18 protein-coding genes, 1 tRNA gene and 1 riboswitch are annotated in these 21,339 nt (G+C 62.0%); of the genes, 13 read left to right on the forward strand and 6 right to left on the reverse strand.

Annotated features, from left to right (window positions below; genetic code table 11):
* Positions 1–3: 3 nt before the first annotated feature.
* Both BM364_RS13015 and BM364_RS13020 read right to left on the reverse strand, forming a co-directional pair.
* Entirely contained in the window at positions 4–1,020 is a 1,017-nt protein-coding gene (locus BM364_RS13015; protein ID WP_092425232.1) for a sensor histidine kinase, read from the reverse strand.
* A gap of 112 nt (positions 1,021–1,132) precedes the next feature.
* Positions 1,133–2,776 carry a lysine--tRNA ligase gene (locus BM364_RS13020; protein ID WP_244542864.1) on the reverse strand — a complete coding sequence of 548 codons (1,644 nt, stop codon included), beginning with the start codon at positions 2,774–2,776 and terminating at the stop codon, positions 1,133–1,135.
* A gap of 139 nt (positions 2,777–2,915) precedes the next feature.
* Between BM364_RS13020 and BM364_RS13025 the strand changes: the two genes are divergently transcribed.
* Positions 2,916–3,326 carry a tellurite resistance TerB family protein gene (locus BM364_RS13025; RefSeq protein ID WP_092425235.1) on the forward strand — a complete coding sequence of 137 codons (411 nt, stop codon included), beginning with the start codon at positions 2,916–2,918 and terminating at the stop codon, positions 3,324–3,326.
* Between the two features lie 10 nt (positions 3,327–3,336).
* On the opposite strand, the gene BM364_RS13030 is transcribed toward BM364_RS13025, so the two are convergent.
* Positions 3,337–4,200 carry a transporter substrate-binding domain-containing protein gene (locus tag BM364_RS13030; RefSeq protein ID WP_092425237.1) on the reverse strand — a complete coding sequence of 288 codons (864 nt, stop codon included), beginning with the start codon at positions 4,198–4,200 and terminating at the stop codon, positions 3,337–3,339.
* Positions 4,200–5,408, reverse strand: coding sequence for an O-succinylhomoserine sulfhydrylase (metZ, locus tag BM364_RS13035; RefSeq protein WP_092425239.1), 1,209 nt, complete (start codon positions 5,406–5,408; stop codon positions 4,200–4,202). The genes BM364_RS13030 and metZ overlap by 1 nt, the downstream gene beginning before the upstream one ends.
* 38 nt (positions 5,409–5,446) lie before the next feature.
* A riboswitch (SAM riboswitch) is annotated at positions 5,447–5,522 on the reverse strand.
* Between the two features lie 309 nt (positions 5,523–5,831).
* On the opposite strand from metZ, the gene BM364_RS13040 reads away from it, so the two are divergent.
* The 12 genes from BM364_RS13040 to BM364_RS13100 all read left to right on the forward strand — a co-directional run bounded on the left by BM364_RS13040 (position 5,832) and on the right by BM364_RS13100 (position 19,811).
* On the forward strand, positions 5,832–6,938 hold the full coding sequence (locus BM364_RS13040; RefSeq protein WP_092425369.1) for a 2'-deoxycytidine 5'-triphosphate deaminase: 1,107 nt from the start codon (positions 5,832–5,834) through the stop codon (positions 6,936–6,938).
* A gap of 314 nt (positions 6,939–7,252) precedes the next feature.
* The gene (locus tag BM364_RS13045; RefSeq protein ID WP_244542865.1) at positions 7,253–8,545 is read left to right on the forward strand and encodes a CmpA/NrtA family ABC transporter substrate-binding protein; all 1,293 of its coding nucleotides are present in this window, start codon (positions 7,253–7,255) and stop codon (positions 8,543–8,545) included.
* A 53-nt stretch (positions 8,546–8,598) separates the two neighbouring features.
* A complete protein-coding gene (gene ntrB, locus BM364_RS13050; RefSeq protein WP_092425371.1) occupies positions 8,599–9,495 on the forward strand; it encodes a nitrate ABC transporter permease in 897 nt (298 codons plus the stop codon).
* 10 nt (positions 9,496–9,505) lie between these two features.
* Complete coding sequence (locus tag BM364_RS13055; RefSeq protein ID WP_092425243.1) at positions 9,506–10,297, forward strand: ABC transporter ATP-binding protein; 792 nt, start codon at positions 9,506–9,508, stop codon at positions 10,295–10,297.
* A 187-nt stretch (positions 10,298–10,484) separates the two neighbouring features.
* Positions 10,485–11,429 (forward strand): sugar-binding transcriptional regulator, encoded by a 945-nt coding sequence (locus BM364_RS13060; protein WP_092425245.1) that lies wholly within the window; start codon positions 10,485–10,487, stop codon positions 11,427–11,429.
* A 123-nt stretch (positions 11,430–11,552) separates the two neighbouring features.
* A complete protein-coding gene (locus tag BM364_RS13065) occupies positions 11,553–12,863 on the forward strand; it encodes an ABC transporter substrate-binding protein (RefSeq protein ID WP_092425247.1) in 1,311 nt (436 codons plus the stop codon).
* A gap of 204 nt (positions 12,864–13,067) precedes the next feature.
* The gene (locus BM364_RS13070; protein ID WP_092425249.1) at positions 13,068–13,940 is read left to right on the forward strand and encodes a carbohydrate ABC transporter permease; all 873 of its coding nucleotides are present in this window, start codon (positions 13,068–13,070) and stop codon (positions 13,938–13,940) included.
* Between the two features lie 197 nt (positions 13,941–14,137).
* Entirely contained in the window at positions 14,138–14,968 is an 831-nt protein-coding gene (locus BM364_RS13075) for a carbohydrate ABC transporter permease (RefSeq protein ID WP_092425251.1), read from the forward strand.
* Positions 14,969–15,400: 432 nt separating this feature from the next.
* Complete coding sequence (locus BM364_RS13085; protein WP_092425254.1) at positions 15,401–16,399, forward strand: ABC transporter ATP-binding protein; 999 nt, start codon at positions 15,401–15,403, stop codon at positions 16,397–16,399.
* 168 nt (positions 16,400–16,567) lie between these two features.
* Positions 16,568–18,040, forward strand: a complete 1,473-nt coding sequence (locus tag BM364_RS13090; protein ID WP_092425256.1) for a mannitol dehydrogenase family protein — start codon at positions 16,568–16,570, stop codon at positions 18,038–18,040.
* A gap of 54 nt (positions 18,041–18,094) precedes the next feature.
* Complete coding sequence (locus BM364_RS13095) at positions 18,095–19,681, forward strand: FGGY-family carbohydrate kinase (RefSeq protein WP_092425258.1); 1,587 nt, start codon at positions 18,095–18,097, stop codon at positions 19,679–19,681.
* Positions 19,682–19,737: 56 nt separating this feature from the next.
* Positions 19,738–19,811: transfer RNA gene (locus BM364_RS13100), tRNA-Gly, on the forward strand.
* Positions 19,812–19,826: 15 nt separating this feature from the next.
* On the opposite strand, the gene BM364_RS13105 is transcribed toward BM364_RS13100, so the two are convergent.
* Both BM364_RS13105 and BM364_RS13110 read right to left on the reverse strand, forming a co-directional pair.
* Positions 19,827–20,039 (reverse strand): hypothetical protein, encoded by a 213-nt coding sequence (locus tag BM364_RS13105; RefSeq protein ID WP_139232589.1) that lies wholly within the window; start codon positions 20,037–20,039, stop codon positions 19,827–19,829.
* Between the two features lie 158 nt (positions 20,040–20,197).
* Positions 20,198–21,148, reverse strand: coding sequence for a nucleoside hydrolase (locus tag BM364_RS13110; protein WP_092425262.1), 951 nt, complete (start codon positions 21,146–21,148; stop codon positions 20,198–20,200).
* Positions 21,149–21,339 lie beyond the last annotated feature (191 nt).

Raw genomic sequence — 21,339 nt, forward strand, 5'->3', positions numbered from 1 at the left:
GCGCTATTCGGCCGCCTTGGTGATCCCGACATTTTCCGCTGGAAAGGTCAGGCGTGTCACAGCGCCATTGTCCGAGTGAAAGCTCAGCGTGCCATCGAGCGTACGGGCAAAGCTCGACAGCACCCGGAAGCCGAGCCGGTCGCTTTGGGAGGGATCGAACCCTTCGGGAAAACCCGGCCCATCGTCACGCGCCACCAGCACCAGATCGGCCCCATCACGCTCGAGTTCGATCGAAAAGTTGCCCGCGCCATCCTTGAAGGCATGCTTGACGGCATTGGTTGCCAGCTCGCTCACGATCAATGACAGGGTAAGCAGGCGGTTGACGTCGAGCCGGTCGATCGCGGTGAGAACCTTGACATCGACATTCTCGCGCCCGGCGCCGTTGAGCACATCGCGCAGCAGCTCGAACAAATAGATCTCGAGCGCCAGTTCGCTATTGGTCGGATCATATAGCCGCCGGTGAATGCGCGCCATGGAATCGAGCCGGGTCGAAGCATCTTCAAAGGCGGAGACGGCTTCGGGTTGTGTGCCCACTCGCCGCCGGTGCATCGACAGGAGCGCGCTGATAAAGGCCATGTTGTTGGCCGTGCGGTGCTGCAGTTCCTCGAACAGCGTCTTTTGCTTGTCGAGCAGCGCCGCGGTGCGCGCCTGCTCTTCCCCAAGCCGGCGCAGCGCGGCCGTCATCACGTGGATGATCAGGATGTCGGCCGACAGGATCACGACGAAAAAGATCACCGCGATCGCACTCTGCCCGTCGAGCGCAAGGCTGCTGAACGGGGGAATGAACCAATACCAGGCCGCCAGGATCGAGAGGCCAGCCACCAGCAGACCCGGCCCCGTTCCGCAGAAAAACGCGGTCAGCAGCACGGCGGGGAAAAAGGTAAGATAGGGAAAGCCCGACGGCAGAACGTCGTTGAGGCCGAAGCGGACGGCGAGCGCCAGCGCGAAAGCAAGGACGCCCAGCCCATAGGCTGCGCCCGGCCGCTTCCGGAGCCACTCCGCGTGGCCCAGCAGCGCCATCCCCCAAAGACCTCTTTGCACGTATCGTCCCTCGGAGGCGCTCGGCCTGACACAGATCAAGTCAGTATAATGCAAGTCCGGGCATTTGGCTTCCCAGACTTAAGTGAAATCGCTAGGCCAGCATTTTCCCGGCCAGCGCATCGGCGATCAGGCGGCGCGTATTGTCGATGCCGTAGAGCGCGGCGAAAGATCCAAAGCGCGGCCCGCGTTCCTGGCCGATCAAGACCTGGTAGAGCATCTGGAAGAACTCGCCGGAGACGCCGGGGCCGCCGGTCGGGCTCTTTTTGGTGTGGTCCTGATAGCGCTCAAAGGTACGCGCCACGTCGAGCGCGGCGTTCTGAATATCCTCGTTGGCTGCCTCGGGAGGCAGTTCGGCGAAAGCTGCCGACAGCGCGTCGAGCGCTGAACGTTCGACCTCATCCGGCGCCCGGTAGCTCTTTTTCACGAAATCGCGGAAGTAGCGCATGGCGTAGCCGACCAGCGCATCAAGATGCGGATGCGTCTTGGCCGAAATCCCCGGCGCATAGGCGGAGATATAGCCCCACATGACTTCGGGCGTCTCCGGATTGGATGCAGTCGCCAGATTGAGCAGCAGCGCAAAGGTCACCGGCATGTCGATCTTGGGCACATCGCCGTAGTGGACATGGAAGGCCGGGTTTTCGAGACGCGCCGCCGCGTCCTGCCTTTCATAGGCAGCAACGAAGGTGGCATATTCGTCCACGGCCCGCGGAATGACGTCGAAATGCAGGCGCTTGGCAACGCGCGGCTTCTGGAACATATAGAGCCCCAGGCTTTCGGTCGGCGCATAGGTCAACCATTCATCGATGGTCAGGCCATTGCCCTTGGACTTGGAGATCTTCTGGCCTTCGCTGTCGAGGAACAGTTCGTAAACGTAATGTTCCGGAGGCGTGCCACCGAGGATTGCGCAGATCCGGTCATAGATCGACTGGTTGGTCTGGTGATCCTTGCCGAACATTTCGAAATCGACGCCGAGAGCGGCCCAGCGCATCCCGAAATCGGGCTTCCACTGCAGCTTCACATTGCCGCCGGTGACCGGGACCGTGGTGTCGCGGCCGTCTTCGTCCGCGAAGGTGATGGTGCCGTCCTTGGCATTGACTTCCTTCATCGGGACATAGAGCACGCGGCCCGAAATCGGGGAGATCGGCAGGAACGGGGAATAGGTCGCCTGCCGCTCTGCCCCCAGGGTGGGCAGCATGACGCCCATGATGTCGTCATACCGTTCGGCGGCGCGCAAGAGCACGGCGTCGAACTTGCCCGACCGGTAATATTCGGTGGCGCTCGCGAACTCGTAGTCGAACCCAAAGGTGTCGAGGAAGCGCCGGAGCATGGCGTTGTTGTGATCGCCAAAACTCGCATATTCGTTGGTCCAGGGATCGGGAACCGAGGTCAGCGGCTTTTGCAGATGCGGCTCCATCGCCTCCTTGGAGGGGACCGTGTCTGGGATCTTGCGCATGCCATCGAGATCGTCGGAAAAGCACAGAAGCCGCGTCGGAATCTGGTCGCGCGTCAAAAGCCGAAAGGCCGTGCGCACCATGGTGGTGCGCGCCACTTCGCCAAAAGTGCCGATATGGGGCAGGCCCGATGGGCCATATCCGGTTTCGAACAGGGCTTCACCCTTACCCGACTTTTCCAGCCGTTTGACGATCTTGCGGGCTTCCTCGAACGGCCAGGCGCGAGCGGACTGCGCGGGCTCGAAAAAGGATGGGTCAAGAGCGGGCAAAGCGGCGGGCGACACTGGGCGGCTGCCTTTCGGAAAAAGAAGGGAAGAGACAGCGCGGTGTCGCATTCCCTTGCCCTCGCGTCAATGTCGCAGGTGGTTGCGAAACCACTGCGCCCATCCTAGTTTTGCATCTCGTCCTTTTGCCGGAACCGCCATGACCCATCCACAAGACGCGCTGATCCACCTGATGATCGTCGCCGCCTCCTCGGACAGTTCCATGACCGAGCGCGAACTTTTTCGAATTCAGGCGCTGATCGACCGGCTGCCGGTGTTCGAAGGGTTCGAGAAGTCGCGCCTTGCCGATGTGGTGAATGACTGCGCAGACATGCTCAATGGGCCCGACGGGCTCGACACGGTAATGGACAATGCCCTTGCCGCCCTGCCCAAGAAGCTCGAGGACACAGCCTATGCGCTGGCCGTCGAGGTCACGGCAGTCGACCTGCGCCTCGAGCAGGAAGAACTGCGCTTCCTTGAAATGCTGCGCGACAAGCTAAGCCTTGACCGGCTCACCACCGCCGCCATCGAAGTCGCAGCCCGCGCGCGTCATAGGCGCCTGCCAGGCTAAGTCAGACCCCTCAATAAAACCCGACCGGGAACCAGCGCAGGTAAAGCTCGTCGAGCGCGCCATTCTCCTTGAGCCGCACCAGCGCCCAGTCGATGGCGTGGCGCACCGTGTCATTGCCGGCGGGAACGGCAATGGTCAGCCCCTCGCCGAACAGCTTGGGCCGAAAATAGGCGTCGCCGGCAAAAAGGCAGCATTCGGGATTGTCGTTGAGCCAGAACGAAGCGCGCATCGCATCGCCGAAATAGGCGTCTATCGCGCCATCGCGCAGGGCGTCGAGCGCTGCGATCTCGCTCGAAAAGCCTTGCCTTGCTACGGAGGGCAGGTAGCGCTCCATGAAGCGGGCATGCGCACTCCCCTCGCGGATCCCCACCGTTTTGCCGCTCAGCGCTCCGGGCGAAAAGCCTTCGGCATCCCCGGCCTGGGCGACGAAGCGCCCCGGCAGGGCAAGGTAGGTCGCTGAAAAATCAAAGCGCGCGCCGTTTTCCGGCGTAATGGCGAGTCCAGCAATCAGTGCATCGCCCTGCGCATCGGCGAGCGCATCGGCCGCCTGATCCCAGGGCCAGGCCTGGAGCGTACAGGCGATATTGACCTCGGCGCAGATCCGGCGCGCGAGATCGACATTGAACCCGACGAGTTCGCCGCCGCCGTCGCGGAAATTAAAGGGTGGAAAATCCGTCGTGGTCAAAAACCGGATTGCCGGCACCGACCCCATGGGCAGGATCTCCCGCGCGTCGGGATCGGCATGATAGGGCAATGGCTGGGCAATGGCCGGGCCGGCGAGCGCCAGCGTAAGGGCAGCTAGCGCTGCTAACCCCCACCTGGTCTTCCCCTGGGAGCGGGAGGCTAGGAAGGGGTCTCGTGACGAGCGCAGCATCACACCTGATCCAGCGCAAAGTGCAGATCGGCAATCAGGTCATCGGCATCCTCAAGCCCGACCGACAGGCGCAGGAGCCCCGGCGTCACCCCGGTTTCGAGCCGAACTTCCTCGGTCAATCGTGCATGGGTCGTTGTGCGGGGATGGGTGATCAGCGATTTGGCATCGCCGAGATTGTTGGAGATCAGGATCACCGCCAGCGAATCCGAGAGCGCGAATGCCGCCTCCTGCCCGCCGTTGACGTCGAGCGCCAAAAGCGTCGAGCCACGCGACATCTGCCGCTTGGCCAGATCATATTGCGGATGGCTCTTTTCGTGCGGATAGATGACCCGGCCGACCTTGGGATGGGCGGCCAGCGCCTTTGCGACTTTCTCAGCGCTGTCGGTCATGCGCTCGATCCGCAGCGCATAGGTTTCGAGCCCCTTGAGCAGCACCCAGGCGTTGAAGGCGCTCAGCGTCGCCCCGGTCTGGCGCAGGAAGGTATGAACATCGGCCTCGATCAAAGCCTTCGACCCAAGCACCACGCCGCCCAGCACCCTGCCCTGCCCGTCGATATGCTTGGTCGCCGAATAGGTGACGAGATCGGCGCCGAGCTCAAGCGGCTTCTGGTAGAGCGCGGTCGAGAACACATTGTCGACGATCAGTTTGGCGCCATGGCGATGGGCAATCTCGGCCACCGCCTTGATGTCGACCAGTTCCAGCGTCGGATTGGTAGGCGTCTCGATAAAGACCACCTTGGTATTGGGCCGCATGGCCCTTGCAAAATTCTCCGGATCGCGCCCATCGACCAGGGTGGATTCGACCCCGAAGCGGGGCGCGTAGTCTTCCACCACGTAGCGGCACCCGCCGAACAGCGCCTGTGCCGCAACGATATGGTCGCCGGCCCGCACCTGGCTCATCACCGCATTGGTCACCGCCGCCATGCCCGAGGCAAAGGCGCGCCCGGCCTCCGCACCCTCGATCAGCGCCATGCGCTCGACGAACATGTCGACGGTCGGGTTGGCGAAGCGGGAATAGTTGTGCGCGCCGGGGATCTTTCCCTGAAACAGGTCTTCGGCGTGCTGCGAGCTGGGATAAGAATAGCCCGAGTTCAGGAAAATCGCTTCGCTGGTCTCGTTGAAGGGCGAGCGCTTGCCGCCGCCATGAACCATCTGCGTCGCCGCTGCGTGCCGCTTGGGGTCGATGAGGGGGTTGTTTTCTTTGGACATGGCTCTGCCTCCAACAAAAAACCGGCGCGCGTTGGCGGCCGGTTCCAAAAACGGTCTTTAGCAACTTGTTTAAAGTGGCTGCAAGCGACCGGCCAAATCACCACTGAACCGGACTAAACCGCAATTGGCCGATGCCGTCAATCGCGCGGCCAAAATCCAGAGCGGGCTTGTCAGATACAAGAGACGCAACCCCACCCCCAAAATGTCACCCCGGCGAAGGCCGGGGCCCAGCTTGATATCTCAGGGTAGGCCCCGGCCTTCGCCGGGGTGACATTTCGGGGGTGGTACAAACTCCAGATAGAACCAAGAGCGCAGAGGTTTCGCAATTATCGTCATTGCCCGGCTTGTCCGGACAATCCATCCTTGGCACAAGGGCGCAGTTGGATCGCCGGGACGCACCGGGCGAGAGTGCAGGGTGGCATGATGAACGAACACTGGCCGCAAGGCGTCTTTCCCGCTCGCCTCATCGAAAAGCTCCACACCCAGGGCGCCATTCTGACCGATCGCGCTTTCGATCCCGATCAGGTCCAGCCCGCGAGCCTTGATCTGCGCCTCGGCGATATCGCCTATCGCGTGCGCTCGAGCTTCCTGCCCGGTCCTGCCCATTCCATGGCCGAGCGCATCGAGGCGTTGAAACTCCATGAAATCGACCTGACGCGCGGTGCCGTACTCGAGCGCGGCTGCGTCTATCTCGTGCCCCTTCAGGAAAGCCTCGATCTGCCCGAGGGCGTCAGCGCCTCGGCCAATCCCAAATCCTCGACTGGGCGCCTTGATGTCTTTACCCGCGTAATCGGGGATCGCGCCCGCGGCTTTGATCAGATGAAAGCGGGCTATCAAGGCCCGCTTTATCTCGAAGTGAGCCCGCGCACCTTCCCCATTCTCGTGCGCACTGGCTCGCGCCTGTCACAGATGCGGTTCCGCTGTGGCGACACGCGCCTCAGCCCGGCCGAGCACCAGTCGCTGCACCTGAGCGACACGCTGGTGATCGGCGGCGAACAGCCGGTTGGCGAGGGTGTCGCGCTCTCGATCGATCTCCTCGGCGAAGGCCGGGACGGGCTGATCGGCTTCCGCTCCAAGCGCCATACCGCCGTTGTCGATGTTGACCGGAAAGGCGCGCTCGACGTCCTCGATTTCTGGGAGCCGCTTTATAGCCGCGGCCGTCCCGAACTCACTCTCGATCCAGACGAATTCTATATTCTCGTCTCGCACGAAGCCGTCCACGTGCCCCCGAGCCACGCCGCCGAGATGGTGCCCTTCGATCCGCTGGTCGGGGAATTCCGCGTTCATTATGCCGGCTTTTTCGATCCCGGCTTCGGCCATTCCCTGGCCGGGGGTACGGGGAGCCGCGCCGTGCTCGAAGTGCGCAGCCGCGAGGTTCCGTTTCTGCTTGGGCATGGCCAGATCATTGGCAGGCTGATCTATGAAACGCTCGCCGAAAAACCGGACCGGCTCTATGGCTCCGCGCTCGGCTCCAATTATCAGGCCCAGACCCTGAAACTGTCAAAGCACTTCCGCCCTTTTCCGGGCTGAACCCGCTTTGCCTAGATAACAATCAGCCTGCAGAACTGATTGTTTCTTGCGCGATTTGCCACTTCATTGTGCGGTGCGCAAGATGCTGCCCCTCCTTCCGCTGCGAGCGCGCTGAAACCTAACCTCTTCCTAATCCACTAAGATTCCGCCCCAGAACAATCTGGCACGGAATCTGCAACGCTTTCTTCAAAGATCGACGTCCAATGCTGGGCGTTCACAGGCAAAGCCGCCAACAGGTCACGATCGGCATCCGTCGGTTCGTTTCTTGTTGGCGGCTTTTTTTGTTTCTCGCTCGCTGCATTCTGGAGACCGCGATGCCCCTGACCAAGCCCACCCGCCGCTCCTTTCTGAAAGGCGCCTCTGCCACCGCCGCAACGCTTCTGGCCGCCCGCGCGCTTTTCCCCGTTGGCGCACATGCGCAAGGGTCGGGGCCGGAGGTCGCGGGCACCCGTCTCGGCTATATCGCCCTGACCGACTCTGCTCCCCTGATCATCGCCAAGGAGAAAGGCCTCTTCGATAAATACGGCCTGCCCGAGATCTCGGTCGAAAAGCAGGCGAGCTGGGGCGCGACGCGGGACAACATGGCCCTCGGCTCAGCCAATGGCGGCATCGATGGCGGCCACATCCTGCGCCCTAAGGTCCACCTTTATTCGGCCGGCCTCGTGACCCAGAACAATCAGCCGCTGCCGATGTATACGCTGCTCAATCTCAACGAGGACTGTCAGGGCCTGTCCGTCGCCCAGTCTTATGCCGATCTCGGCGTCGGGCTCGATGCGAGTCCCCTCAAGGAGGCGTTCGCCCGCGCCCGCGCCGAAGGCAAGGCGCCTTCCGCCGCTATGACCTTCCCCGGCGGCACGCATGATCTTTGGATCCGCTACTGGCTTGCCGCCGGCGGCATCGTGCCCAACGAGGATGTCAGCGTCATCGTCGTGCCCCCACCGCAAATGGTGGCCAACATGAAAGTGGGAACCATGGATTGCTTCTGCGTGGGCGAGCCGTGGAACGAGCAGCTCGTCAACCAGGGGATCGGCTTTACCGCCGCCACGACGGGCGAACTCTGGTCCCGCCATCCCGAAAAGATCCTGGGCATGCGGGCCGACTGGGTCGACGCCAATCCCAATGCCACGCGCGCAATTTTGATGGCGGTGATGGAAGCCCAGCAATGGTGCGAAAGCATGGACAACAAGCAGGAGATGGCCGAAATCATCGGCCGCCGCCAGTGGTACAACGTGCCCGTCACCGACATCATCGGCCGCATCAAGGGCGACATCAATTACGGCAATGGCCGGGTTGAAGCGGGCACCGATCTTTACATGAAGTTCTGGGGCGAGCGCGGCGAAACCTCCTATCCCTGGAAGAGCCTCGACACCTGGTTCATGACCGAAAACATCCGGTGGGGTTATTTCCCTGCCGCAACCGATGTCAAAGCCATGGTCGATAACACCAATCGCGCCGATCTCTGGCTTGAGGCCGCGCGCGAACTCGGCCTCACCGACCTGCCCGAGGGCGACAGCCGCGGCGTCGAAACCTTCTTTGACGGTAAGATTTTCGATCCCGCCGATCCGCAGAGCTATCTCGACAGCCTCGCCATCAAGACCCTCGCCTGATTTCACGTGCCGGCATGCCCATGCCGGTCGTCCCCCCTCTTGCGGAGAGCCCCATGACGCTGCCTGCGACCACCGACACGCCCATCGCCGCCATCCCGCTCAAGCCCCGGACCACCGCCACGGTTACGGCGCTCAGGCCCGCCTCGCGCCGCATCGCCTTTGCGGCAATCGCAGCCAATCTTGCTAGAACCATCCTGCCACCGCTCGTGGTTCTGGCCGTGCTGCTGGCGGTCTGGCAGGTGGTGTTTTCCCAGCCCGGCTCGTCCTTGCCGCCGCCCAGCCAGGTCTGGACCGAAAGCTACGATCTGATTGTTGATCCCTTCTTTGTTTATGGCTCGCAGGATATCGGCCTTGGCCTGCGCGTTTTCACCTCGCTCCAGCGGGTGGCGGTCGGTTTTGGCCTTGCCGCGCTTGTGGGTGTAGCGCTCGGAGCCCTTGTCGGACAGTCGATCTGGATGATGCGCGGGCTCGACCCCCTCTTCCAGATCCTGCGCACGGTCCCGCCGCTCGCCTGGTTGCCGATTTCGCTTGCCGCATTCATGGATAGCGGCCCTTCGGCCATTTTCGTGATCTTTATCACCGCCATCTGGCCGGTCATCATCAACACAGCTGTCGGCGTGCGCAACATTCCCGAAGACTATCGCAATGTCGCGCGCGTCCTGCGCCTCAACCAGCTCGAATTTTTCACCCGCATCATGGTGCCTGCTGCCGCGCCCTATATCTTTTCCGGCCTCAGGATCGGGGTGGGCCTGTCCTGGCTCGCCATCGTTGCCGCCGAAATGCTGACCGGCGGCGTCGGCATCGGCTTTTTCATCTGGGATGCCTGGAACAGTTCGCGCCTGACCGACATCATCGTCGCCCTTGTCTATATCGGCGTGGTCGGCTTCGTGCTCGACCGGCTCGTCGCCCTTCTCGGCACCATCGTCACCCGCGGCACAGCCAGAAATTGAGGATCCGTCCATGAGTTATCTGCAGATTTCCAGGGTCGGCAAGACCTTTGCCCGGGGCGCATCGAGCACCGAAGTGCTGCGCAATATCGATCTTGAGATCGAACAGGGTGAATTCGTTTCCATCATCGGCCATTCCGGCTGCGGAAAATCCACCCTTCTTAACCTTATCGCCGGGCTGACCGAGGTGACGACCGGCGGCATCATCCTCGAAAATGCCGAGGTAAACGCCCCCGGCCCCGACCGCGCCGTGGTCTTCCAGAACCATTCGCTCCTGCCCTGGCTAACGGTCTACGAGAACGTCAATTTGGCGGTCGCAAAAGTCTTCGGCCGCACCAAGACCCCGGCCCAGCGTCACAGCTGGATCATGGACAATCTTAACCTGGTGCAGATGGCCCATGCCCGCGACAAACGCCCCACCGAAATCTCGGGCGGCATGAAACAGCGCGTGGGGATTGCCCGGGCGCTGGCTATGGAACCGAAAATCCTGCTGCTCGACGAACCCTTCGGAGCGCTTGACGCGCTTACCCGTGCGCATCTGCAGGACCAGATGATGGATATTCACCAGCGGCTGGGCAATACGATGATCATGATCACTCACGATGTCGACGAAGCCGTGCTGCTGTCCGATCGCATCGTCATGATGACCAATGGTCCGGCCGCCACGATCGGGGAAGTGCTCGCCGTTCCCCTCAACCGGCCGCGCCGCCGGCTCGAACTCGCCACCGACCGCACTTATCTGCGCTGCCGCGAAGCAGTGCTCAAATTCCTCTACGAACGCCACCGCTTCGTCGAAGCCGCCTGATGCCGACCTGAAGCCGGGTCACCCCACCCGGCTCCAGCTCCGCCCATCCGCATTGGTCATGGCAACGAATGTCAGCCGGGCGGGGACTCAGCAGTAAGTCGCAACAGGCTGAGCCAGGTTATCGGACAAACGTGCTTGCGGCTGGAGCGCGTTGGGCATAATCCCCAAGCAAAGGGGAATAAGCACCATGGCAGCCCGACAGGACAATTCGGCGACCCGGCTGGACGACGCGGCGCGCGCGGGCTGGCTCTACTATGTTGCGGGCAATACCCAGGAAGAAATCGCCGCCAAGATGGGCATTTCGCGTCAATCGGCGCAGCGGCTCGTTTCGCTCTCAGTCAGCGAGGGCCTGATCAAGGTCCGGCTCGATCACCCAATCGGGCGCTGCATGGATCTGGGTGCACGGATAAAGTCCCGTTTCGTGCTCGAAACCGTCGAAATCGTACCCTCCGATCCCGCCAGTCAATCGACTACGATGGGCCTTGCCGAAGCGGGCGCGGCCGAGATCGAACGCTGGCTGACGCGGGCCGAACCCATCACCATGGCCATCGGCACCGGCCGGACGCTCAAGGCAGCCATCGAGCAGATCCAGCCTATGGAGTGCCCCCAGCACAAGGTCGTGTCGCTCACCGGCAATATCGCCCCCGATGGCTCTGCCGCATTTTACAACGTCATCTTCAACGTTGCCGACACCGTCAAGGCGCGCTCTTTCCCCATGCCCCTGCCGGTGATCGCCTCATCGGCCAAGGAGCGCCAGCTCCTCCACACCCAGGCGATGATCGAAGCAACCCTCACCCTTGCCGCCCAGGCTCAGATAACCTTTGTCGGCGTCGGCCATCTCGGCCCCGATGCGCCGCTCCTTCTCGACGGCTTCATCACCGAGGCCGAACACGCCGAACTCCTTAAAGCCGGTGCAGTCGGCGAAATCTGCGGCTGGACCTTCGATTCCTCGGGCGAACTGATCGCCGGCCTCACCAATGACCGCGTCGCCTCCGCTCCGATTCCTAAGGGACCAGTGATTGCCCTCGCCATGGGCCGCAGCAAGGCCGCCGCCATCCGCGCCGCCCTCAAGAGCGGCCTCGCCAACGGCATCATCACCGACGAAGCCACGGCCGAAATGCTGCTGGCCTAGCTTTCCACGCCGTTACAACTTTGCACCCGACGAGCAAAAACACCCCGCTTGACACTTTCGCTCAGCTGGTGAACATTTGCTCAGGACGAGAGCAAAAATTCGCTTCGTCTTGGGAGGAATTCAATGAAACTGACACCCCTTTTCGTGGGCGCGATGACGCTTGCCCTGGTCGGCTCGGCCTCGGCCCAGACGCTTACCATTGCCACTGTGAACAATGGCGATATGATCCGCATGCAGGGTCTTTCGAGCGCCTTCACCGAGGAAACCGGCATCGAACTCAACTGGGTCGTGCTCGAGGAAAACACGCTACGCCAGAACGTCACCACCGACATCGCCACCAATGGCGGCCAATATGACATCATGACCATCGGCACCTATGAAGCCCCGATCTGGGCCAAGCAGGGCTGGCTCAAGCCGCTCGATGCGCTCAGCGCTGATAGCGAATACGATGTCGACGATATCCTCCCCGCCATCCGCGGCGGCCTTTCGCTCGACAGCAAGCTCTATGCCGCCCCGTTCTACGGCGAGAGCTCTTTCATCATGTATCGCACCGACCTGATGGAAAAGGCCGGGCTCGAGATGCCCGATGCCCCCACCTGGGAATTCATCGGCGAAGCGGCTCGCGCCATGACCGATCGGGCCAATGACATCAACGGCATATGCCTCCGCGGCAAGGCCGGCTGGGGAGAGAACATGGCCTTCCTCACGGCCATGTCCAATTCTTTCGGCGCCCGCTGGTTCGATGAAAACTGGGTCCCCCAGTTCGATTCTCCGCAGTGGAAGGAAACGCTCGACACCTATCTCTCCCTGATGGCCGATGCCGGCCCGGCCGGCGCCTCCTCCAACGGCTTTAATGAAAACCTGACCCTTTTCCAGCAGGGCAAGTGCGGCATGTGGATCGATGCCACGGTCGCCGCTTCCTTCGTCACCAATCCCGATGATTCAACCGTTGCCGATCAGGTCGGCTTTGCCCAGGCGCCCGACAATGGCCTTGGCAAGCGCGGCAACTGGCTCTGGGCCTGGTCGCTCGCCATTCCCGCCTCCTCGCAGAATGCGGAAGCGGCCGAACAATTCATCGGCTGGGCCACCGACAAGGCCTATCTCGATCTCGTCGCCGCACAGGATGGCTGGGCCAACGTGCCTCCGGGCACCCGCACCTCGCTCTACGAAAACCCTGAGTATCAGGCCGCGGCGCCCTTTGCCGAAATGACCCTGGCGTCAATCAACTCGGCCGACCCCAACAATCCCACGGTCGATCCCGTGCCCTATACCGGGGTGCAGTTCGTCGCCATCCCCGAGTTCGCCGGCATCGGCACCAATGTCGGTCAGCTCTTCTCGGCCGCGCTTGCCGGACAAATGAGCGCCGACGACGCCCTCGCCCAGGCTCAGGACGCCACCACCCGCGACATGACCCGCGCCGGCTATATCAAGTAGCGCTCTCTTGCGACCAATCGGGGATTCTTCCGCAGACCGGGAGCCCCGATCACCTCTCCCCTGAGGGGAGAGGTCGCCCCAAAGGGTCGGGTGAGGGGTTCAGACCCTCCGACCTGCCGTGAGGGTCAACCCCTCACCCTAACCCTCTCCCCTCAGGGGAGAGGGGACAGCGGCCCCAAGTTCGGCTTCAAGACGGATCATTCCATGGCCACCAAACAAACCCGCGCCCTGGCGCGCACCATGATGGCGCCGGCCGTCATCGTGCTTCTGATCTGGATGATCGTGCCGCTGGTCATGACGCTGTGGTTCTCGTTTCAGAACTACAATCTTCTGAACCCGATGATGACCGGCTTCGCCGGCTGGGCGAACTACGTCTATGTCATCGGCGATCCCAGTTTCACCCAGTCCTTGATCAACACGCTGCTTCTGGTCGGCGGCGTCCTCCTTATCACCATCATCGGCGGCACTTTCCTCGCGCTTCTGCTCGATCAGCCGATCTGGGGCCAGGGGATCCTGCGCATCCTCGTCATCTCTCCCTTCTTCGTCATGCCGCCCGTTGCCGCGCTGATCTGGAAAAACGGCTTCATGCATCCCGGCTACGGCATGCTCGGGCACTTGTGGAAATTCTTCGGCCTCCAGCCGATCGACTGGTTCAACCAATATCCGCTGTTTTCGGTCATCGTCATCGTCGCCTGGCAATGGCTGCCCTTTGCGACACTGATCCTTCTCACTGCCCTCCAGTCCCTTTCGGAAGAACAGCGCGAGGCCGCCGAGATGGATGGCGCCAACGCCGCCAATCGCTTCCGCTTCATCATCCTGCCGCACATGGCCCGGGCGATCACCATCGTGATCCTGATCCAAACCATTTTCCTTCTCGGCATCTTCGCTGAAATCCGCGTCACCACCGGCGGCGGCCCCGGCTATGCCTCGACCAACATCACCTTCCTCGTCTTCCGCACCGGCATCCTCTCCAACGACATCGGCGCCGGCTCCGCAGGCGGCGTCGTCGCCGTCATCATCGCCAATATCGTCGCCATCTTCCTGATGCGCGCCGTGGGGAAGAATCTCGATGCGTAGTTCTTTCCAAGTCGCCCCCATCTCTAACCACCTTCCCTTCTCCCCTGAGGGGAGAAGGTGGCCCGAAGGGCCGGATGAGGGGTTCAGCTTCAACATTCCTGCTGAAGGGCCTTCACCCCTCACCCCCACCCTCTCCCCTGAGGGGAGAGGGGGCGATAGTTGCGAGATCTGCAATATGTCAGCGGAGATCAGATAAAATGGCCCGCCGCGCACCCATCCAAACCCGCATCGGCTTCACCGTCCTCGCCTGGGCCATCGCCCTCCTCCTCTTCTCGCCAATTCTCTGGACGATCCTCACCGCCTTCAAGACCGAAGCCGAAGCCATTGCCGCCCAGCCGACCTTCTTCCCGCAAACCTTCACGCTCGAAAATTTCGGCGCCGTGCAGGATCGGTCGGACTATTTCAAGCACGCCACCAACTCGATCATTGTTTCCCTGGGCTCGACCCTTCTCGGGCTCATCATCGCCATCCCCGCCGCCTGGTCCATGGCCTTCGCACCATCCAAACGCACCAAGGACATTCTAATGTGGATGCTCTCGACCAAGATGATGCCGGCCGTCGGTGTGCTGATCCCAATCTACCTGATCTTCCGGGACCTGCGTCTCCTCGACACCGTGCATGGGCTGACGCTCATCATGACCCTGATCAACCTGCCGATCATCGTGTGGATGCTCTACACCTACTTCAAGGAAATCCCGGTCGATATCCTCGAAGCCGCCCGCATGGACGGCGCCGAACTTTGGAACGAGATCACCCATGTCCTCGTGCCCATGGCAGTCCCCGGCATCGCATCGACGCTGCTGCTCAACGTCATCCTCGCCTGGAACGAAGCCTTCTGGACCATCACGCTCACCTCGGGCCGAGCCGGCACGCTGACCGCCTTCATCTCCTCCTTCTCATCCCCGCAAGGCCTCTTCCTCGCCAAACTCTCCGCCGCCTCCCTCCTTGCCATCGCCCCCATCCTCCTCCTCGGCTGGTTCAGCCAGAAGCAGCTGGTTCGCGGGCTCACATTCGGTGCGGTGAAATGACGGGCACAAAACTCTCAGTCGACACCCTCCCCCTTGCGGGGAGTGTCAGGGAGGGGGGCTCTTCCTTCACCTCGCCCCTGAGGGGAGAGGTCGGCGCGCACGCGCCGGGTGAGGGGTTCAGTCTCACAGCTCAAGCCACAGCGACCGCACCCCTCACCCTAACCCTCTCCCCTGAGGGGCGAGGGGACCAACCGTGGCTCATCACAAACGCGATCCACGCCCAAGCCGCGGCTCTGTCGTCCCCTCGCCCCTTAGGGGTGAGGGTAGCGTCGCCGGGAGCGCAGCGACCTGGCAAAGCTGGGGTGAGGGGTGAAGGCCCCTCGGCAGGAACTGCGATGCTGAACCCCTCACCCGGCGCTATCGCGGCAACCTCCCTTAGGGGAAAGGTGCAAGGCTCGGCGTTTGCCTACATCAATCGGAAGGACCGCTAAAATGGGTTCCATCACCCTCGAACACGTCAACAAGTCCTTCGGCGAAGTCGAGATCATTCCCGATATCTCTCTCGATATTCGCGACGGTGAATTCGTCGTCTTTGTCGGTCCCTCCGGCTGCGGCAAGTCCACCCTTCTTCGCCTCATCGCAGGCCTTGAAGACACGACCTCGGGCAAAATCCTCCTCGATGGCCAAGACGTTACCGACGCACCGCCCGCCCGGCGAGGCCTGGCCATGGTGTTCCAGTCCTATGCGCTCTATCCGCATATGAGCGTGCGAGACAACATCGCCTTTCCGCTCAAAATGGCGAAAGTCCCGCAAGCCGAGATCGACCGGAAGGTCGACTATGCCGCCCGCACGCTCAACCTCGGCTCCTATCTCGATCGCCGCCCGCGTGCCCTTTCCGGCGGCCAGCGCCAGCGGGTGGCCATCGGCCGCGCCATCGTGCGCGAACCCAAAGCCTTCCTCTTTGACGAACCCCTCTCGAACCTCGACGCGGCCCTCCGCGTCAACATGCGCCTCGAAATCACCGAGCTGCACCAGCAGCTGAAAACCACGATGATCTACGTCACCCACGACCAGGTCGAAGCCATGACCATGGCCGACCGCATTGTCGTGCTCAATGCCGGCAATGTCGAGCAGTTCGGCTCCCCGCTCGATCTCTACAAAAAGCCCGCCAACCGCTTCGTCGCCGGCTTCATCGGCTCGCCCAAGATGAACTTCGTCGATGGCGCGGAAGCCACAAAGCACAGCGCCCACTCCATCGGCGTCCGCCCCGAACATTTCCGTCTCTCGACCACGGAAGGCGCCTGGAAGGGCACGGTCGGCGTCGCCGAACAACTCGGTTCGGACACCTTCCTCCACGTCCAAACCGATGGCCTCGGCCTCATGACCGTCCGCACCGATGGCGACCAGACGTTCAACCACGGCGACGTCGTCTACCTGACACCCGACCCGACCCGCATCTACAAATTCGACGCCGCAGGCAATGCGATCTAAATCGGCTGGGTTTAACCGGCCACGATCTACAAGTAGACCTCATGGTGAGGCGCTTTGCGCAGCAAAGCCTCGAACCACGAGGTCGTGGCACAAAGTTTCAGTGAACCCGACCTCGTGGTTCGACAGGCTCACCATGAGGTCTCATGGGGGCGCAGTAGGACGACCAAAATGACCAAACTCTCCGCCGCCACCCTGCCTGCCATCACCAGTGCCGCGGTCCCGCACTACACACGCGCCGACCTCACCCCCGGCATCGTCCATTTCGGCGTCGGCAACTTCCACCGCGCCCACCAGGCCGTATATCTCGATGCGCTCTTCAACACTGGCGAAGGCCATGACTGGGCCCTGATCGGCGCCGGCGTCCGCGACACCGATGAAGCCATGCGCCAAAAGTTGATGGGCCAGGATTGGCTGACAACCGTCGTCGAGCAGGAAGCGGACACAAGCTCCGCCCGCATCACCGGCGTCATGATCGATTACTTGAAACCCGGCGACAGCGCTGCCGTCATCGCTGCGCTTGCCGACCCCGCCATCCGCATCGTGTCCCTGACCATCACCGAAGGCGGCTACTATATCGACCCGGCCTCGCAAAAGTTCGATCCAACTCATCCCGATATCGCCTATGACGCCGCCAATTTCGACGCGCCCAAAACCGCCTTCGGCCTGATCCTTGCCGGCCTCGTCAAACGCCGTGAAGCAGGTATCCAGCCCTTCACCGTCATGAGCTGCGACAACATCCCCGGTAATGGCCACGTCACCGAAAACGCTGTCGCTGGTCTCGCCGCCCTGATCGATCCCGCCCTCGCTGAATGGGTGAAGACCTCGGTCGCCTTCCCCAATGGCATGGTCGACCGCATCACCCCGGCCACATCCGACCGAGAACGGACCCTTCTCGCCGATCGCTTCGGCATCGAAGATGCTTGGCCGGTCTTTTGCGAGAATTTCAAGCAATGGGTGCTCGAGGACAATTTCCCCGCCGGCCGCCCCGCACTCGAAAAGGTCGGCGTCCAGTTCGTCCCCGACGTCGCGCCTTATGAGCACATGAAGATCCGCATCCTTAATGGCGGCCACGCGACCATCGCCTACCCGGCTGGGCTCATGGATATCCACTTCGTCCACGAGGCGATGGAGCACCCGCTCGTCTCCGCGTTCCTCCGCAAGGTCGAGACCGAAGAGATCATTCCGGTCGTTCCGCCCGTGCCCGACACTGATCTTCATGAATACCTGTCGCTGTGCGAACGTCGCTTCGCCAATCCTAAAATCGGCGACACGATCCGCCGACTTTGCCTCGATGGCTCCAATCGACAACCAAAATTCATCATTCCGACCGCTTTGGACCGGGTACGTGCTAACCAGATGCAAACCGGACTGGCACTCGTTTCCGCACTCTGGTGCCGATATTGCTACGGCACGACCGAGAGCGGCGCCGTCATCGAACCCAACGATCCGAGCTGGGATCGCCTCACCACCCAGGCGCAAAAGGCCCGCGACAATCCTGCCGCTTGGCTTGAAATGACCGACATCTATGGCGACCTCGCCAAGGCCTCCGCCTTCGTCGCCGCCTTCACCAAGTGCTTGAATTCATTATGGTCCAACGGCACGAAGGCTGCTTTGGAAGCCTATCTCGCAGACCGCCTCTAGCCGCGTCCACTGCCTTCGGCTAATCTCCGCCCGGGACGGAGAAGCGAGGACGGCGTGGGGCAAGACCTCCTGGTGGGCGTAGACGTAGGCACCGGCAGTGCCCGGGCCGGCGTCTTCACGCGTGACGGTAAAATACTGGCGCGCCACGAAAATCCGATCCTCATGCGGCGCACCGACGCCAATTTTGCCGAGCATGACAGCGAAGATATCTGGACCGCCGTTTGCCTCGCCGTCCGCGCCGCACTCCACCAAGCCAAGGCCGACCCCGCCGATGTCGTCGGCATCGGCTTTGACGCCACCTGTTCTCTCGTCGTCCGCGATGCTGCCGGCGCCCCGGTCACCGTCTCAAAAGACGGAGAAGATCGTTGGGATACAATAGTTTGGCTCGATCACCGGGCCCTTGAGGAAGCCGACGAATGCACCCGCATCGGCCATGAGGTGCTCCATTTTGCCGGCGGCGTCATGTCCCCGGAGATGGAAGTCCCCAAGCTCATGTGGCTTAAGCGCCACCTGCCGGAAAGCTGGGCCCGCGCTGGCCATATGTTTGATCTTGCTGACTTTTTATCCTGGAAAGCCACCGGATCCCTTGCCCGGTCGCAATCGACGCTGACCTGCAAATGGACCTATCTCGGCCACCGCATCCCCGGCTGGCAACAAGACTTTCTTAATCTTGTCGGTCTCGACGACCTCATTGAAAAAGCTCAGCTTCCTGACACTGCCACCCCCGTCGGCGCCGATCTCGGGCCGCTCACCGAAGCTGCCGCAGCCCAGCTGGGCCTTACCCAAAACTGCCGCGTCGGCGCCGGTCTCATCGACGCCCATGCCGGTGCCCTCGGCGTCCTCGGCGCCTTCACCGCCGATGTCGACACCATCGACCGCCACCTTGCCCTCATCGCCGGAACATCGAGCTGTGTCATGGCCTTATCGGCCCAAGACCGCCCCACCACCGGCGTCTGGGGCCCCTACTTTGGCGCCGTCCTGCCCGGCGTCTGGCTCAATGAGGGCGGCCAGTCCGCAACCGGCGCTTTGCTCGACCACATCATCCGTTGGCACGGCGCCGGAGGTGAACCGACCCGTGACAAACACCTCGCCATATGCCGCCGCGTCATGGAGCTGCGCGACATAGAAGGTCTGGCCCTTGCTAACCGCTTGCACGTGCTGCCGGATTTTCACGGCAACCGTTCGCCGCTTGGCGATCCGTTCGCCCTCGGGGTGATCTCGGGCCTGACGCTCGACAGCGATTTCGACTCGCTCTGCCGGCTCTATTGGCGGACCTGCGTCTCAATTGCCCTCGGCGTGCGCCACATCCTCGAAACCCTCAACACCCGCGGCTATGCCATCGACACCCTGCACATCACAGGCGGGCACACGAAAAATCCATTGCTGATGGACCTTTACGCCGACGCGACCGGCTGTACGGTGGTCGAACCCGCAACGCCTGACGCCACCCTTCTCGGCATGGCCATGGTCGCGGCAAACGCAGCCGGGATTTATTCCAGCCTTGACCAGGCATGCCTTGCCATGCAGCAAGGAGGCACATCGCGCGCCCCAAACACGGCTGCTCGCAGTCAATTCGACCGTGATTACAAGATCTTCCTCCAAATGCTGGAGCAGCGACAGGCGATCGACGCTCTGGAGTGAGTTCCTCGTGTCTGCAGCTTGACGCCGCCGCCGATTTCCAGCATCTACAGAGGACTGCGGGTGTAGCTCAATGGTAGAGCAGAAGCTTCCCAAGCTTACGACGAGGGTTCGATTCCCTTCACCCGCTCCAGCTCCCTTCGAGAACTCACCACCGTCGGCCCGACGGACTGGGCCTTTTGAAGTGGTCTGTCAGAGCCAATAGCACCACCATGTGGAGACGTTCGGCTGAGCCGGGATCCTTGAGGCACTTGACGCGCGAGGATACCGTGAAGCGCAATCCGTCTCTCAAGCCGGTTGCCGTGTAGTTGAGCATATTGGCCGCGGTGTTGTAGCTGGCCGCCACAACCTTGAAATCCATCGTTGCCATGCACCCCAAGCCCAAGTTGCCTCGGCTCATTCTGAACCGAAGCGGGCGCGTTGAGAAGTCGCAAGCGGCCAAGTGTGGTCACAAGAACGCAAGCGCGGCAGAGACTTGCTCAAACCTCCGCCCCCCCTCAACGCGAGTGCTGAACCAAATCACGAAGCTCGATAGGCCACTGAATTGCGATAAAGGGCAATGAGCCGGTCAACTCGAGCTTCCTCGATCAACGTAACCGGAGGGGTGCCAAGACGGCCGCTCGGGTCGACAACGGTCATGCCGCGCGTGATGCCAGGCGCAAGGGCAACATCGACCGAGGCTTGCAATGTTTTGGTGACAAGATCCGGCTCAATCACCGCCGCGATGGCCAGCGGATCGACGAACCGGAAGTGATCCGGTCCGCCATAGCCGATCGTGGTCCGGCGTGCGTGCCCTACGAGCGCCGCTGAAAAGGTTTTTTCTGGACTGTCTGGCACCTCGGCGAGCAAAGCCTCGACCTCTTCTCCGGTCATGAAATGCGTGACGCAGGGCTCCCAAGGGGCGACCAGGGTTTCGACATCGGCGCCGAAGACGATGGCGGCGGCTTCGGGATCGGCATAGATGTTGAATTCGGCGGCGGGCGTCGTATTGCCCCGGCCATAGACCGTTGCTCCCATTATGGTGAGCTGGCCGATGCCCTCGACGATATCGGGAGCAAGCCGCAGCGCAAGCGCCAGATTGGTCAGGGGCCCGATCATCAGTAGATCGACTTGCTCACCGCCCCCTGCTGCGGCGCGGAACGTGTCGATAAGGAAACCGATGCCGTTGGTGCTAGCGACTTCCGGGATAGTTGCCGGACGCGGTGCCCCACCAAGGCCATCGTCGCCATGGATATATTTGGCGTCGATCACAGGCTGGGTGAGGGGGCGGTCGGCGCCCTTGTGCACGGGAACGGTGTCCTTGCCGGCGACTTGGAGCACGGTGAGAATATTTCGCGTCGCCGCATCGAGCCCGACATTGCCGAAAACGGTGGTGATGGCGTCTGGCGTTCTGCCATTGGCGATGAGCATGAGCAGTGCCTGGGCGTCGTCGACGCCGCCATCGGTATCGAGAATGAGTTTTCTGGTCATGGTCGGACTCCGCGCTGCGAAAGGTGGTTTTAGAAAAAGCGAAAGCCCCCGGTCATTTCTGACTGGGGGCTTTTGTGTGTTGGTTATCGTGAAGAGCTTTTGTGTTTTTAGCAGACCTTGCGGTGCCCTACTCTCCCAAGTCTTGAGACTTAGTACCATTGGCGCAGCGGGATTTGACGGTCGAGTTCGGG

The organism is Devosia crocina (assembly GCF_900116545.1).
GTDB classification, from domain to species: Bacteria; Pseudomonadota; Alphaproteobacteria; order Rhizobiales; family Devosiaceae; genus Devosia; species Devosia crocina.

Bases quoted from the DNA above. Each gene is read 5' to 3' on its own strand.
- BM364_RS13110 (WP_092425262.1), bottom strand. From the start codon at position 21,148: ATGACCAGAAAACTCATTCTCGATACCGATGGCGGCGTCGACGACGCC.
- BM364_RS13090 (WP_092425256.1), top strand. From the start codon at position 16,568: ATGACCAAACTCTCCGCCGCCACCCTGCCTGCCATCACCAGTGCCGCG.
- BM364_RS13015 (WP_092425232.1), bottom strand. From the start codon at position 1,020: ATGGCGCTGCTGGGCCACGCGGAGTGGCTCCGGAAGCGGCCGGGCGCA.
- BM364_RS13040 (WP_092425369.1), top strand. From the start codon at position 5,832: ATGAACGAACACTGGCCGCAAGGCGTCTTTCCCGCTCGCCTCATCGAA.
- ntrB (WP_092425371.1), top strand. From the start codon at position 8,599: ATGACGCTGCCTGCGACCACCGACACGCCCATCGCCGCCATCCCGCTC.
- metZ (WP_092425239.1), bottom strand. From the start codon at position 5,408: ATGTCCAAAGAAAACAACCCCCTCATCGACCCCAAGCGGCACGCAGCG.
- BM364_RS13075 (WP_092425251.1), top strand. From the start codon at position 14,138: ATGGCCCGCCGCGCACCCATCCAAACCCGCATCGGCTTCACCGTCCTC.
- BM364_RS13025 (WP_092425235.1), top strand. From the start codon at position 2,916: ATGACCCATCCACAAGACGCGCTGATCCACCTGATGATCGTCGCCGCC.
- BM364_RS13060 (WP_092425245.1), top strand. From the start codon at position 10,485: ATGGCAGCCCGACAGGACAATTCGGCGACCCGGCTGGACGACGCGGCG.
- BM364_RS13085 (WP_092425254.1), top strand. From the start codon at position 15,401: ATGGGTTCCATCACCCTCGAACACGTCAACAAGTCCTTCGGCGAAGTC.
- BM364_RS13065 (WP_092425247.1), top strand. From the start codon at position 11,553: ATGAAACTGACACCCCTTTTCGTGGGCGCGATGACGCTTGCCCTGGTC.
- BM364_RS13030 (WP_092425237.1), bottom strand. From the start codon at position 4,200: ATGCTGCGCTCGTCACGAGACCCCTTCCTAGCCTCCCGCTCCCAGGGG.
- BM364_RS13055 (WP_092425243.1), top strand. From the start codon at position 9,506: ATGAGTTATCTGCAGATTTCCAGGGTCGGCAAGACCTTTGCCCGGGGC.
- BM364_RS13045 (WP_244542865.1), top strand. From the start codon at position 7,253: ATGCCCCTGACCAAGCCCACCCGCCGCTCCTTTCTGAAAGGCGCCTCT.
- BM364_RS13070 (WP_092425249.1), top strand. From the start codon at position 13,068: ATGGCCACCAAACAAACCCGCGCCCTGGCGCGCACCATGATGGCGCCG.
- BM364_RS13105 (WP_139232589.1), bottom strand. From the start codon at position 20,039: ATGGATTTCAAGGTTGTGGCGGCCAGCTACAACACCGCGGCCAATATG.